At 65.3% G+C, this 13,972-nt stretch carries 9 protein-coding genes; 1 reads left to right on the forward strand and 8 read right to left on the reverse strand.

The genetic code is table 11. The features are described from left to right. Positions 1-185 precede the first annotated feature (185 nt). Entirely contained in the window at positions 186-2,903 is a 2,718-nt protein-coding gene (locus tag QRY02_RS32175; protein WP_502874285.1) for a helix-turn-helix domain-containing protein, read from the forward strand. A 152-nt stretch (positions 2,904-3,055) separates the two neighbouring features. Here QRY02_RS32175 and QRY02_RS32180 read toward each other — a convergent pair whose 3' ends face one another. The 8 genes from QRY02_RS32180 to drmA all read right to left on the reverse strand — a co-directional run bounded on the left by QRY02_RS32180 (position 3,056) and on the right by drmA (position 13,793). Next, positions 3,056-3,538, reverse strand: coding sequence for a DUF6998 domain-containing protein (locus QRY02_RS32180; protein WP_285986573.1), 483 nt, complete (start codon positions 3,536-3,538; stop codon positions 3,056-3,058). Positions 3,539-3,715: 177 nt separating this feature from the next. Continuing rightward, positions 3,716-3,847: a hypothetical protein gene (locus QRY02_RS32185; protein WP_285986574.1), complete on the reverse strand. Its 132-nt coding sequence runs from the start codon at positions 3,845-3,847 to the stop codon at positions 3,716-3,718. A gap of 519 nt (positions 3,848-4,366) precedes the next feature. Further along, positions 4,367-4,960 (reverse strand): GNAT family N-acetyltransferase, encoded by a 594-nt coding sequence (locus tag QRY02_RS32190; RefSeq protein ID WP_285986575.1) that lies wholly within the window; start codon positions 4,958-4,960, stop codon positions 4,367-4,369. Positions 4,961-5,920: 960 nt separating this feature from the next. Further along, the gene (locus QRY02_RS32195) at positions 5,921-7,042 is read right to left on the reverse strand and encodes a DNA cytosine methyltransferase (protein WP_285986576.1); all 1,122 of its coding nucleotides are present in this window, start codon (positions 7,040-7,042) and stop codon (positions 5,921-5,923) included. A gap of 59 nt (positions 7,043-7,101) precedes the next feature. After that, complete coding sequence (locus QRY02_RS32200) at positions 7,102-7,341, reverse strand: hypothetical protein (protein WP_285986577.1); 240 nt, start codon at positions 7,339-7,341, stop codon at positions 7,102-7,104. 20 nt (positions 7,342-7,361) lie between these two features. Beyond that, positions 7,362-8,069 (reverse strand): DISARM system phospholipase D-like protein DrmC, encoded by a 708-nt coding sequence (gene drmC, locus QRY02_RS32205; protein ID WP_285986578.1) that lies wholly within the window; start codon positions 8,067-8,069, stop codon positions 7,362-7,364. 1 nt (position 8,070) lies between these two features. Next, positions 8,071-10,140, reverse strand: a complete 2,070-nt coding sequence (drmB, locus tag QRY02_RS32210) for an MrfA Zn-binding domain-containing protein (protein WP_285986579.1) — start codon at positions 10,138-10,140, stop codon at positions 8,071-8,073. Beyond that, complete coding sequence (gene drmA / locus QRY02_RS32215; RefSeq protein WP_285986580.1) at positions 10,137-13,793, reverse strand: DISARM system helicase DrmA; 3,657 nt, start codon at positions 13,791-13,793, stop codon at positions 10,137-10,139. The genes drmB and drmA overlap by 4 nt, the downstream gene beginning before the upstream one ends. Between the last annotated feature and the right edge of the window lie 179 nt (positions 13,794-13,972).

A 13,972-nucleotide genomic window follows, 5' to 3' on the forward strand; every position in this document is an offset into this window, starting at 1 on the left:
AGCGCCCTCACGAGGTCTCCGGCCACCATCTCGGAGGAAATCGGAAGGCGCGGCCACAGCGGCGATGGCCTTGACCTGCAGGTTCGCTGATGTAAGCCGATGGTCTTCTAGTCTGTTCTCGGAGGGCACGGGAGAGGAGGTGAGCGCAGTCGGTGGGTGACGGCAGGGAAACAGCGGTCGATCCGATGGTGATCGAGACCCCCCGGCAGCTTGCCGACAGCCTCAACCGTCTCCGCGAGCGACGCGGCCTGTCACTGGAGGACTTGCAACGGTCAGCAGAGGCGTTGTCCCGTCGCGCCGGCGGTCGGGCATGGGCGCCTCTGCGGAGGTCCACAGTCAGCGACATGATCAACGGCAGGCGGCTGCCGAAGCAGGAGAGGCTGCTGACGTTCCTGAAGGTCTGCGAGGTGACGCCAGCGGACGTGGCGTTGTGGATCGCGGCGCTGGAACGCGCACGCGCCTCAGGATCTGCCCCGCCCGCGGGAGCCGTTCAGGTTGCCAACGCCGACCCGCGACGGCTGGGGGTTCATGCATCGATCCAGGTCGACGGAGCAACCGGAGATGTGCCGATCTACGTCCCACGTGACTTCGACACCCGGCTACGCCAGGCGCTGGCTTCCGCGGACGGCGGTGCCTTCGTGCTCTTGCTCGGTCCGTCGTCGGCCGGCAAGACCCGCAGCCTCTACGAGGGTGTGCGCGCCGAGCTCGACAGCCACTGGCTGCTCGTACCCGACATCACCGGCGACGTCGTCAGCGGGCTCGAGGCGGCAGGGCCCGGCACGGTCGTCTGGCTTGACGACCTGCAGAAGCACTTCGCCGCAGGCCACAACGTCAGTTCGACGGCTGCGCGCAGGTTGCTCGACTCCGGCGTGGTTCTCGCAGCCACGATGTGGCCCGAGGACTACGCCGCCCGCACCGCGCCACGCGTGCCTGGCGCCGCTGACCCGCACGCGGACGCCCGGGACCTGCTGGACATGGCGACTGTAATAGAGGTCTCGGAAGACCTATCCCCCGCGGAACGCAGCCGCGCCGACGCCTTAACGGAGGCCGACCCTCGGCTGCGGGTCGCGCTGGCCGCGAGCGCCGATGGAGGCATGATCCAGCTCCTCGCCGCCGGCCCGCAGCTCGTGCGGTGGTGGGAGCAGGCTCCGACGCCCTACGCCCAGTCCGTGCTCACTGCCGCGATCGACGCGCGCCGTCTGGGGAACGACGCCCCGCTATCGTCCGGCTACCTTCATGACGCCGCACCCGGGTATCTGAACGCCTCCGAACGCGCATCAGCGCCCGCGAACTGGTTCGAGCGAGCCGTCACCTACGCAACCACGGTGCTCCACGGGGCCACCTCAGCGCTCAGCCCGGTCGACGCCGGAACGATGGGCAGTCTCGCCGGCTACACCGTCGCCGACTACCTGTTTCAGCACGGCCGCCGCACACGCCGCGCCACATGTCCACCTGACTCCACCTGGAAAAGCCTTGCCAGCCACACCGCCGACACGCAGACCCTGCGACGGATTGGCCATGCTGCGCAGAGCCGACTGCGCCTTCGCCACGCCGAGACGTGCTTCCGCGCGTGCCTGGCCCGCGGCGGAGACGCCGCCCATGAGCTCATCGACCTGCTGGTGCGGCAACGCCGCCTCGACGAGGCGACAGCCCTTCTCCGCGCCCACTCCACCGACGCGCGCGCCAGGGCGATGCTGGCCAGACTCCTTGCCGAACACGACGATGTATCCGCGCTTCAACACGACGCGGACGCAGGTGATTGGCTGGCACGGGCATGGCTGACGGAAGTCCTCGCCCGACGCGGCGACACCGAGGCGCTTCAAGCCCACGCCGACCACGGAGACCTCTTAGCCCGCGGCCGCCTGGACGACCTGAACCTTTCCAGCCAGCATCTCGACGACCTCCGGAGGAGGGCGGCCGCGGGAGATCAGTTCGCTGGCGGGCGCCTCGCCGCGGCCGAGGCTGAGTACGGCCCAGCCCGCCAACCCCCGGTCGACGAGACAACCGTCGTACACGAAGAACCACTCACCATCTTCACAAGCAATGAGCTCTGTCGGTTTGTCGACATTTTGAAGTCCGGCGGCGACGCCTCGGCCGCGGCGGATTTCCTGGACACCTGCAGCGCCGCACTGATCGACGATGCCGACGACTTGCGCGCGGCATACCTCGCCGAGACCGACCTCGACCGGCTTCGCGACATTGCCGACACCGGGGAGTGGTCGGCCAACGCCAAACTCGCCGAGCTCGCGAAGACCTCCGGAGACTTGGACGACCTGGCGATGGCAGCCGAGGACAACTCCTTCGCCGTGGTGAAACTCGCGGACCGCATGGTCGCCAGCGGCAACCTCGACGATGCGATCCGCTTCCTCACCGAACTCGCCGATGAGGGCGACGACTTCGCCGAGATGCACCTGTGCAGCCTGCTTGCAGCACACGAGAGGGAAGCCGAGCTCGCTGACCGAGCGGCCAACACTGAGTATTACGCTGGTACCTGGATCGATTACCTCGTTGTACACGACCGCAGTGACGAGGCTCTCGCGTTCCTGCGTCCACGTGTCGAGCACGGAGACACACTGGCTGCCAGCCAGCTGGGCGACGTTCTCGTTCAGCTCGGCAGAGTCGACGAAGCCATATCCCTGCTCCGTTCCTTCACTTACGCCAACGAGTTCCTCGACGGCGACGGTCCAGCGGCCGCAGGCCTCATCAACGTGCTCGCCCAGCATGCTCGGATTCGCGAACTGCGCGAAGAAGTCGACGCCGGCACCGCGGGCGCGGTAGAGGCCTGGCTGGCCGCGCTCGTCACCCACAACCGGATTAACTACGAACACGCCCAACTGCTCCATTGCGCCGGGCTGTCAGGCGAGACGCCAACAGTGACGGGGCCTCCGAATTCGGCCGGCTGACCTGGCTCCCAGATCAACCGAGACCGATGATCTGGAGAAGTATATGATCGCCTGGCGCCGCTCGCGTACTCCGCAGGTCCAGTGCCGAGCGCAGTCCCCCGGCCAGCGTCGCTTTCTGCTGTAGACATCGGCTGACCGCCGCCCCAGCCTTACTACGCAGACAGTATTGCCTTGAATCGCGGGGTGATATCGGTTCCGAGGTGTTTACCTGCGGCGATCCGGATTCGGTGCCCGTTGACGTGCGCAGAGAACGAGCCGGCGGCCTCGATGTCGGCGGCCGGCACCTCGCGGGCCCAGAGCACCTCGTAGGTAGCGTGGTCGAAGGCAATCAAGACAGCGATGTCGAAGTCGAACGAGCGGAAGACCGAGAAGATCGCGCCTGCGCCGGTGTTCGGGCCGACGATCCTCGCCTTGACCTGCACCCGCTTCCCGTCTTTACTTTCGAGGTCGTAGGACTTGACCGAATTCGGCTCCAGCTCTCCCTCGTAGACGCGGGCAGTGAGGTACTCAGCGTAATCCCCCAGGGGAGCGTTCCCGGTCCTGATGACTTCGCGGCGGCGCAGCTCCTGCAGGATCGCCGCGTAGTAGCCCAGCAGGTCTGGAACAGAGGCTGCACGCAGGCTGTCGGTGTCCACTCCCGGACAGTACGCATCAGCCGGCAATATCGTGATGAACCTGCCTGTCCGTCGACGCGGTACAGCCCGATGCCGCGCCGATCGCGACGTCAGCGTGGGCGAGCCAGACGCACCGGTTGGCTCTGGTGAGCGTCTTCCCGCAAACCAAGGTGGCGCTGAACGGTACGGTCGTTCCTGTCATCGCAGCCGCCCGCCCCGCGGCTTGCAGACCTGGCTGGACGAACGGAGGGGCAGCAGGGTGACCTCGTGGACGCACGTCCGGCCATCGTGGTCGGTGCCGCCCGCCCGGGTGGCGACGTTTACACCCACTTCGGCTCGCTGCTGGGTTCGAGGCTCACCTCCACATCGCATTGCGCCTCGGCCTCGTCGAGCGTGCATCCGAGCCGATCGCCGACAACGAGCCGGACATTGTCCTCACCGTCAGCGGCAGCGAATTCGTCGCTGCGTATCGTCTCACCGAGCTGCCGGCCGGGCCAACTACTGGCACGGCCCCCGCGCCGACCCACTGTTAGAGGCCGTCTCCGCAGAGCTCACCCGGCGATGGGACATCGTCGCCAGCAGCCGCGCACCATCGTCCCCGGACAGAGCAGCATGACCAGTGTCGACTACACATTGTCTGAGTTGTTGACTCACGCGGCACGGCGGATCCACAACGACGCGCACCTGGAGATCCAACCCGCCGTAGCCGGCGCCCCGGTCCGGCCTGTCGACGTCAATGCGCTCGCCGATCGACCGCCTGCGGGCATTGGAGCAACCCTCGCACAGCAGGACGCGCGTCCCAGGAACTCGGACAAGCGACCCGATAGAGTTTGATGCCTCTTCTGAAATTCAGAGCTGCTGAAAAAACCAGCGCGGCGCGTCCCGGTTGTTGTTGCCCAGCGGACCCGGCAGCTTCGGCGAGATCAGCGGTTCACTGGCAGCCAAGACCCGAAAACCCTGGTTCCGGTAGAAGTCGGCTTCGGCACTCGCGCAGCCACCGATCCACAGCGTCCCCGCCAGCAACTGGGCACGAGCGAACGCGATCAGGGCCGTAGCGACTCCACGGCCGCGTGCACGTGGGTCGACGACGAGCCACTTGAGCAGCGACACTTCAGTGGGAACCGGGAGCTCGTGGAGGGCATGGGTGTACAGCAGCCCGATCGGCGTCGCATCGATCTCGGCCTTGATCAGGTGAGCCAGCGGGGATCGGAGGGCATCGTCGCGGGCCTGCGGGGCTTGGCGTTCACGCGGGGTATACGGCAGGTGCTCGCGGCGCAGCCGATCGATCCACAACTCATCGGCAGCCGCGGCAGGCTTGATGACCACAGCGGCGGCGAGGTCGTCGGGTAAATCGAGCGCGATGTCCCGCGCCGTCCCGGCCGCCGGGTGGGACGACGAGGACGGGATCGGTTTGCAGACAGGTGCGCGTTTGCGGCGTGCCATCGACGGCCCTCCCGGTTCGCTTCCACCCATACCGATCGCCGGCGGGACGGCGACCGGCGTGTAGCTTTCCCCTGCCTGCGGACGGCTAGGGATCAAGCTGGTCAGGTTCTACTGGTGACGCCCGCCCACATGTACGGCCGCGCGTCTTCCTGCTCGGCGTCCAGCCGCGTCCCAGGGTGGGACGCCAGTCGGGGGATGGACGATGCCGGGCGTGAGCAGTTCCCATCCCGGGCTGTCCAGCCAGCCGGCGATGGTGCCGCAGTCGCGCAGCCACATGGGATTGCTGGTGTCGCGGTAACGGTCGACCACGGCCTGGAAGTTGCCGGCACCGGGCTCGGGCGCTGGCTTGCAGTAGAGGAAGACTCCGTGCGCGGACGCGGAGCTCATCGGACACGCCCAAGTCCATCGGTGATATGTACCACACTTCCGCGCGCCGTCCATGACCCGTGTCGTGACCCGAAACTGCGTCTAACGGTGTGAAATCTGGGGTCACGGCCGCCAAAGATGGTGACATAGTTGCTGGTAGAGACCCTAGGAGTCGTCGTCGCCCACTCTCCTAAAGCGGGTGTCGCAGGTTCGAATCCTGCCGGGGGCACCGATCCAGCCGCGTGCGTACCCTTCGTTCCGTAGTCGGACGTGATGACGCGGCTACAGGACGCGGGGGCTCGAATGCACGTCGCGGGAACGGTGAACCTGATGTGTGGCTGTTCCCGGCCCGCGAGCAGAACCACCTCGGCCTGCGGGATCCATTTGCGCAGCGTCTCGCTGAAGACAACGACCTCCGGCCGAGCGAACACGCTGTCACCCGTACACGAAGCGCAGGGTTTCGTTCGTTGGTCGACGCGGTGTCGTAACCCTCGCCCGTGGGCAGCGCCGGATGCCACGCTCGGGTGGGCATCGCGAAGGAGGCGTCGGTGTGGCATACGCCGCCGTACGTGGTCGTCGAGTGGCTCGGGCGCGTCAATTCGCAGTCATGGCGGCGATGTGCATGTCGAGTGCTGTCACGAAATGATCGTTGCGTCGCAAGCTGCTGGCTTTCAACCGCCCGGTGAAGCCGGTTGTCGCCCCGAGGCTGAGCGGCTCGGAGGAATAGCGGTCCAGAAGTGCCGCCAGCGACATGCGCGGCCGTACGACGATCGGCCGCTCACTGAGCTGCCATGCCTCCCGCTCTCCGGCCACGGACGACGCAGCAGCCGGCCAGCGTCCTCCCCGGGTCAGCACAGAGCGACCGACGTCCACAGGCTGCCCCGGAGACACGAGACGACGACCAATCCATTCCGCCACGGGCACCGTGACGGCGTTACCAACCATCTTCCAGCGCTCTCCGAGCTTGCCGGCGCCCTCGGTCCAGCCCGCCCTGAACCCTTGCAACCGCTCGCCCGCACAAATGCTGGGACGGCAGATCGCCTTGCCGATCTCCGCACCGGGGATCCATACGCCAGGAGGCGAGGCGATGCCGAGTTTTGAGCCGCCTTTGAGAGTCGGCGTGACTCCTTCGCCCCAGCCAATGCCGCGGTTGCCCTCGGTCCAGTAAAAGCCGTAGGCGCTATGGCGCTTCTGGGCGACAGGCGCATCAACCTCATCGGCGAGAAGAATCCGGCGGGGATCCTCGCTCTGAGAGGCCACGAGAAAGACCCTGCGACGGCGTTGTCGTACGCCGAAGTGTTGAGAGTCCACCGTCCGATAAGCCCAGTTCCAGCCATTCTCGTCAAGCCACTCGGTGATGTGGCGGATCGGTGCCCCAGCATGGAGCGTCAACATATTGGGGACGTTTTCCAGGACCAGCCATGTCGGTGATGAATCAGCAACCAGACGAAAGACCTCGCGGATGAGCCCCGACTCGCCGCCTGTGATTCCCGCCGTCCGGCCGACCTGGCTCAGATCGGTGCAGGGGAAGCCCGCGGTCACCACATCACAATCAGGCAAGACTTCGAGTTCGCGGATATCACCTACAACAGGTGCTTCGAACCGTCGCCGGAGGGTGGTGGCCGCAGGCTCCCAGTACTCACACAGCAACTGAGTCTCGATCCCCGCCCTAGACAGTCCGAGTTCGAGCCCACCGATACCTGAAAACAGCCCCACTGACCTCACAGGAACATCCTCGAGTGATTTGAGGGAAGAAGCAAGGCACCGCTCCGCTGCTACTCGATCTTCGGGAAGGTTGCCCTGATGACTGCCATAAGCTCTCGCGCAGTCGACTCATCGATCTGCAGCGACTGACTACTCTTCGGACCGCTACGCCGACTGTCCGATCCGAAGGTCGTCAGGTGCAGGAGCCGCGTGCCGTCCGCTGCCGTGATCACCTGATGGAAGCAGTCTACCTCGGTGGGATGCGCCTTGACGTTCTGTGTGCCCTTCTCGAAGCTCCTCAGCCGCGCCATCTCCGTCCTCCTCCTTGCTGTCAGTCCAGGTCGACCAGCACGCCGTACTGGTGCAGCAGCTCCAGGCGCTCGCGCAGGCCGGTGGAGATCGCGATATCGGTGCTCAGTAAACCGCACTCAAGGCTGCGTTCGGCGGCTGCCTTGGAGAAGTTGGCGCTGGTGACCAGGGCCTCACGGTCGTCGACTGTGATCAATTTGGCGTGCTGGACGGCGTAGGTGTCGTTCGCGGGCTGCTCGAGCGTCCAGATCTGCGCCCCAGCAAGCATATCGGAGATCATCTCCGCTGTATCACGACGTTGGGCAGTGTCGACCACGACCGTGACGTCGACGCCGCGCTTGAGCGCGTTTCGCAGCGCGACCAGGTGCGGGGAACCCCAGCTGGCCGAATATGTCGCGGCATACACCGAACCTTCTGCCCGGTTGATGAGGTCGAGGGCAGCCTTGGTCGTGCGCCCTTCGGCACCAGGCACGTCGCGAGGGTTCGTCCACACGATGTCTGGGCGCGCGACCCGCGGAACCGCCGCTATGCCTTCGAGCGCCGCGACAGCGCAGTCAACATCAGCATCGCTGCCCACTAGCTCCCGTAGCAGCACCTTCACTTCGACCTGGTTGACGCGGTAGGCTTTCTTCGCCGCGAGGTTCGGGCGGCGGCGCTGCCGGAGATCGGCCGCGATGCGCCCAGCTTCCTCCGACGTGAGTAGCTCCCCCAACCGTGCGATCGCAGGCACCTCAGCGCACCTCGACCAGGCGCTCGAACAGTCCGGGAGTCTTGACCTTCGGATCCTCCACGAGCCTGAGCAACATGCGCCGGTCGAGGAACCGGTTGGTCCGCTCGCAGCTGGTTTCGCTGAGGAAGAGACAGAAGTGGCAGGCGGCTCCGTGGAGGAACTCCTCCTTTCCCTCGGGCACTCGGTGACCGCAGATCGGATCCGACGAACAGCGCAGTCCTCGACGGAGTGCCTTTGCAGTCAAGTCTTCGAGCTTGTCTGGCTTGGCAAGCTCCACAAGGCCGCCGAGCGTTCCCTCACTGTCGGACGCTGTTGTGCTGATCAGCAGCCCCGCGGCGGGCAGGTGATCATCGTCGCCCTTCCACGCATAGATCCGCTCGGTGAGGCTCGCCGACCCATAGCCACTCGACATTGCCGCCTCTCGGATCAGCAGGTGCGACAAGGTGTGGATTGCCCAGTAGCGCGGCGGCGGAAACCGATCGTCAGGGTCGAGGGCGTCCGCCGTCCTACTGGTGCGACGCCTGAAGTTGAGTCGGTGTGCCTCCTTGAACCGGCACCACACCCTCAGATTCTCGATTGATTCTTCCCATGGGGCGATCACGGACTCGTCGAAGCGCAGGAAGACCCCCTCGCCCCGATCTTCGGTGGCGGGTACCCAGGTTGGCCTCCCGTTCCGCGTCAACGGCGCGACCCTCTCCCGTGCATCGTCCATCCGGTCGAGTGCGTCGATGCGGGTGAAGCCGATGAAAGCATTGACTTTTTTCAACTTCTCTACCGCAACGGTCTCGACGACGACGTCCGCCAACAGCTCAGGGACGTCGCGACGTACGGCGCGGAAGTCGGCCATACCGGAGTGACGGGTGTACTTCTGCTCGTCGGTCAGGACTGCCCATTCAGGACCGAGAATCGTCCTCGGATCAGCACGCTTCTCGGGTAACGTGGCCTCGTTGGGCAACGAATCGCCCCGGGCGAGCCGCACAGCCTGCCACAGCACGTCGTCGGGAACATCGTCGAACACGTCGGTCTGGGCGATGCTCGACGCCATCATCCGAAACATGCCGATGGCCGATGCATCCTGCGGGCCATCCAAAGCGACTTTGGGTAGGGCGCGCAAGTCGGGTGCGATCTCCTCCGGCGTCGCGGCTTCTTCACGCGGCAGTGCCAGCAGGCTCAGTGTGGAGGGGAACCACTGGTTGGCCGCTCCGAGCATCATCAGACGGCCTTGGTGCTCACATGGATAGAACGCATCGAGATGCGCATGGCGTCCGCGGCAATACGGGAGCTTGTCTTCCGCTGCGCGCCCGGTCGCTTCCCGCATACCACGCCGATAGTCGCAGGAGAGGCACATGAGCTGGACGTCCGGACCGATGTTGCTCTTCCACTCCCGCATACGAAGCTGCGGGAATGCGTCGCCGCTCGCGCACGTGCGACCACGATGTACCCAGGCGACGTATGGGAACTCGTCGAGGTGGCCAGCGACGCATGCGATCAGGTATCTCGCTGGAACGACGGCCTGGTCAGAGCCACCTCCCTTGCCCTGGAATCCCTTACATTTCTTATGCACGAACTTCGCTTGGTCAGGTCGGTAGCGGTTGGTGTTCTGGTAGGCGAACAGTTCGTGTGAGACTGGCGCGAGCAGCCCGCAGCCGGTGCAGCGGAGCCATTGCGGGAAGATGCGACTGGGTATGCCGAGGTCGACGGCGTCGCTGCCGGCATAGTCCTTCTCCTCTGGAGCCCACGGCGGTTTGCGGAGCTCGCTAACCTGGCCACCGAGGTGGGAACGGACGAGTTCCAGGAGACGCCTCTCGAGGATTACGTCGATGATCGGGCGGCGGGCGTAGATCCGATCCCAGGCCTCAAGGCCGTGTGGCATCACGGCGAGGTGGGGCAGGTCGATGGTGGCACCGATGCCGTTGGTGTAAAGCATCGCGGATGGGCGGATTGAGCCGACACGTGCGCGGTTCTTAGGGTTGTTCTGCTCGACGTCCCCACCCGGGTCCAACTCGGCGGTACCGACGGTGACCGGTTCGCGTACGACGACGAGCCCGTCGTCCGCGGTCTGCTGAGTCACTGCGAAACCTCCTCAGGGAACTCCCACTCCGGTCGGTCCGGTGGCTCCTTGAAGGCAAGCCGCTCGAGGCTGGGGCTCACCAACAAGTTGATCTCGGGCTGGACCTCGCGCATGGAGTTGGCGACGACGAACACCCGGTCGGCCTGCTTGGGCAACTTGGTTTCAGGACTGATCAGTAGCGGCCAGCCAACCTTATTCTGTGGTCGGCGCTCGTAGAACAATTGTCCATTGGCCTCCGCGGCCTTGTCGTGCCAGCGGTCGAGCCGCTGCAGTAGCTTGAGTCGCATCCGATCGGCAGCCTCGGGCGTGTCCGCCGCCGGGCCCGCGCGGTGAACCAGCTGCTCGACCAAGTTCTGCACCCTCGGCATCTCGCTGGGGAGCTGTCCGGCGCCACCTTCCGCGGACAGCGATCGTTGACTGACCCGTGCGACACTGACGAGCACGCCCATCAGGCCCCTCTCCATCGCAGTGTCGGAGTACGGCGTGACGCTGAGGGCCTCGACCTGAGCATAGAAGGTTTCGTGGTAGTGCCGGAACTGTTCGAAGTGAGCCATGTCGCGCGGCCGCGACCAGTTCGCCAGCGACACTACGAGCCCGGGCTTCTTCGCGTCACGGCCGACCCGTGAGGATGCTTGGATATATTCCGCGGTGTTCTTCGGCTGCCCCACGACGAGCATCAGACCCAGCCGAGGCACATCGACGCCAACCTGCAGCATCGAGGTGGCGAGGACCACATCGTAGGGCTTCTCCCCCCACGGCGGCGGTGTCTTCCCGGCTTTCTTTGCGTCGGCGACCGCCGCTCGGTGCTCCGCTCGGCCCTGTGTGCTCCACCGGCGACTGAACGGTCGTGACAGCTTGTCGAGAGTCTTGGAGATGTCCTCAGCTGAGATGCGCGAGGTCAGCTCGCCAATCTCCAATCCTTCGCGGTCGGTTGTGCGGCGCGGAAACGGCTCCGTGTTACCCGTGACACGAATGGTGACGTCGTCGTCGAGGTAGCGCCGCATACCGGCTAGCTCGCGGACAGCGGAAAAGTAACCGACGGTCGTCAGGTAAGGGTCGGCAGCATCGCCGTGAGTGTCCAGCAGCTTCTGCCCGGCGAGCAGCAGTACTTCGGCGAGCCGGATCTCGGCAAGGGTGAGCCGGATGCCGTGGGCGCATACGCCGAGATACTTCCGACCGGGGGCACCGTCGGAGACCGGCTTCTCCTCGGAGAAGTAGGTGTAGCGGACGTCAAGCACCTGAGGCGGAAACACGTCGACTCCCCGACCGTAGAGCGCTTCGACCTGCCGGTCGGCATTGGCGACGGTCGCGGTGGAGGCGACTACAAGCGGGCGGATCATCACGCCCTCGCGAGAGTAAGACGACAGCAGGTCGACGGCGTTTTCGAAGACGCCGACAGCAGTGCCGAGCGCACCCGTGATGAGGTGCAGCTCGTCCTGGATGATCAGATCCGGTGGACGGAGTCGGTCGACCTTCTGCATGACGACCTTCGGGAGCTTGCCCTTCATATTGTGTGATTGCGCTTGCCCGCACCCGCCGCGGGCGTCGCGATGCCGGTAGCCGTGCCGGGAACACCACTCGTCGACGTACCCGAACAGGCTGGCCGCCTCGCCTTCGCGGGCGAGGCGCGCGAACTTGTCGACCGTGGCGAGGAGAAAGGTAGGCGGGTTGCGGTAGATCTCGTCATCGACAGTGGTGATGGGAAGTGCACCGTCGGCGTCGCCGTCGACGGAGAACGCACAGTCGCCGCGCTTGTGGTCACCGCAGTAGACCCGCACTCGTTCGGTATTGGGGTCGGCGACGACGTCACGCTTGGGATCGATCTTGGTGCCGCACCAGGGACAGCGCTGGAGTTGTAAAACCGTGAGACCGTGGGCACGCCACGAGTTCTCGCCGCGGGCTTCGATTACCTGGCGCTCGGCATCCTTGTAGCGTTTGGGGCTGACAGCCGAACCCACCCAGAGGCCGATACTAAATGGCTTCTCGCCCCAGGTCACAGCGTCCTCTTGTCGGATCAGCTCAGCGGCGCATACAAGCGCAGCAGCGCGCTGGAACTGCTGTGAGGTGAGGAGGCGCAGCGTGTAGCGCATGAGGACGGCGACGCCATCGCCCCCATCGAGCATACCGTCGTCGGTCTCGACCTTGCCTTGCAACCGCCGGATCGCGAAGGTATATGCCGCGAGTCCGAGATAGGCTTCCGTTTTGCCACCGCCGGTCGGAAAGAACAGCAATTCGACGTTGGCCGCGCCACCGCTGCGGTAGGGATGCGCCGGATCGGTGAGAGCCGGCAGCTGCAGCAGTACAAACGCGAGCTGGAACGGTCGCCAAGACGCAACCGACGGGTCGTCAGGCTCCCGCGCGATCAGTTCGGCGAGGACGTCGTTGATCTTTTTGGATTCGTCGCTGGCCCGGGCTGCGGCAACCTGGCTGTGGATGCGCTGGTCGCGCATGGCTCGGTTCATGAACTGGAACGCTTGCAGGGCTTGCTGGTCATTTTTCAGAAGTTCCATGCCTTCGCGGAGCCGCTCCGCGACGACCTCGGCCTCCCCGATCGCGTCTTCAGCAGTCTCCCGCAGGTGCTCTGGCAACTCGTTGTCCGCGATGGCCTGCTGTCCGGCGAGCCAAGCAGAGTACCCGTCGATCAACGGCCCGAATGCCGCCTCGGCGCCGTCGGCCTCAAGCTGGGCGAGCACCTTCATCGCCGTGATTGCGCCGGCGGCAGCTCCCGGCACGGTCTGCGCCACGTCAGCTGTGGGGAGCCATGTGGTCTCGACCGAAACAGCTCTCCGCGTTTGTTCATCGGCGGTCCAGGTAGCCGAGCAGGTCCGGCCGATCGCGAATTCCAGCCGATGCCGGTACTGCAGGTCCAAGCGTCGCCGCTCGTCGTTGTCCTCGTCGTAGCTATCCTCCATGGCATCCCGAGTGGGCAGGAACATAGCCCCGCCACTGTTTGACTTTACCTTCAGCTTGGTCTGAAACAACCAGTCCTTCGGCGGCGCATCCATGCCAGTGACCCGGTCATTGGAGAGTGCGATCTCGACGATGATGCGATCCGGGAGCGGGAACAGTTCGACCCGCAGAGTGACGTCATCATCGAGCTCAATAGGTTTGAGAATTACGTGCTCGCCGGGGTCCTGTACGTCGATTTCGACCGACCGCTCGAACGGCGTCCGTTGCGAGTAGAGGATCTTGCGCCCGCCCTCGTTCTCCCGCCGACGGCCTTCGTACCTTCCCCAAGTAGCTATCACAGCGAGTACGCCGCAGTTCCGCGGTACCTGGAACCGCAAACCCATGGACGACGGATGTGTCAGGGCGCCCTTCGGCCCTTCGTCGCGATCTTCTTCGTCATCGGCCGTTCCAGTCTCCTGGTCCGTGTCGACCGGCACCCCCTGCTGCGGCAGGTGCTCCCGGTCGACGTCTGAGATGGCCTCACCAGTCTCGGCCGGGTCACCAGTTTCGTCTGCAGCGGTCTCACTTGTCGTGGCAATCGCCTGCTCCGGATCGATGGTGACCGGCGCCAACGCCCCGACGCTATATTGTGCCCGCGGCGTGCCGAGGATCTCCTCCTCGGCACCCTCACGTGGCCCGAGCAACTCCTGCTCGATGAGATCGACCAGATCGCCCCGCACCTGGGTCGACGACATGCCAGTCATCAGCGAGTCCTCCCATGATCCGCGTACCGTCCAATCTGCCACATCGGGCTGACACGCAATCGAGCCGCTCGCTCGTCGGAAGGGGCAGCGCCGAGTTGCCCTGCACTCCGGACCGGCAGCTGGCCAGTTGCGACGATCTCGTCGGCGCCCGTACCGCTGCAAGGACACCAACGAACAGG

This window comes from Amycolatopsis sp. DG1A-15b (assembly GCF_030285645.1).
In the GTDB taxonomy this organism is placed as follows: domain Bacteria; phylum Actinomycetota; class Actinomycetes; order Mycobacteriales; family Pseudonocardiaceae; genus Amycolatopsis.

Excerpts from the sequence above, each read along its gene's own strand:
- QRY02_RS32190 (WP_285986575.1), bottom strand. The coding sequence starts at position 4,960 with ATGGCACGCCGCAAACGCGCACCTGTCTGCAAACCGATCCCGTCCTCG.
- QRY02_RS32175 (WP_502874285.1), top strand. The coding sequence starts at position 186 with ATGGTGATCGAGACCCCCCGGCAGCTTGCCGACAGCCTCAACCGTCTC.
- QRY02_RS32200 (WP_285986577.1), bottom strand. The coding sequence starts at position 7,341 with ATGGCGCGGCTGAGGAGCTTCGAGAAGGGCACACAGAACGTCAAGGCG.
- drmA (WP_285986580.1), bottom strand. The coding sequence starts at position 13,793 with ATGACTGGCATGTCGTCGACCCAGGTGCGGGGCGATCTGGTCGATCTC.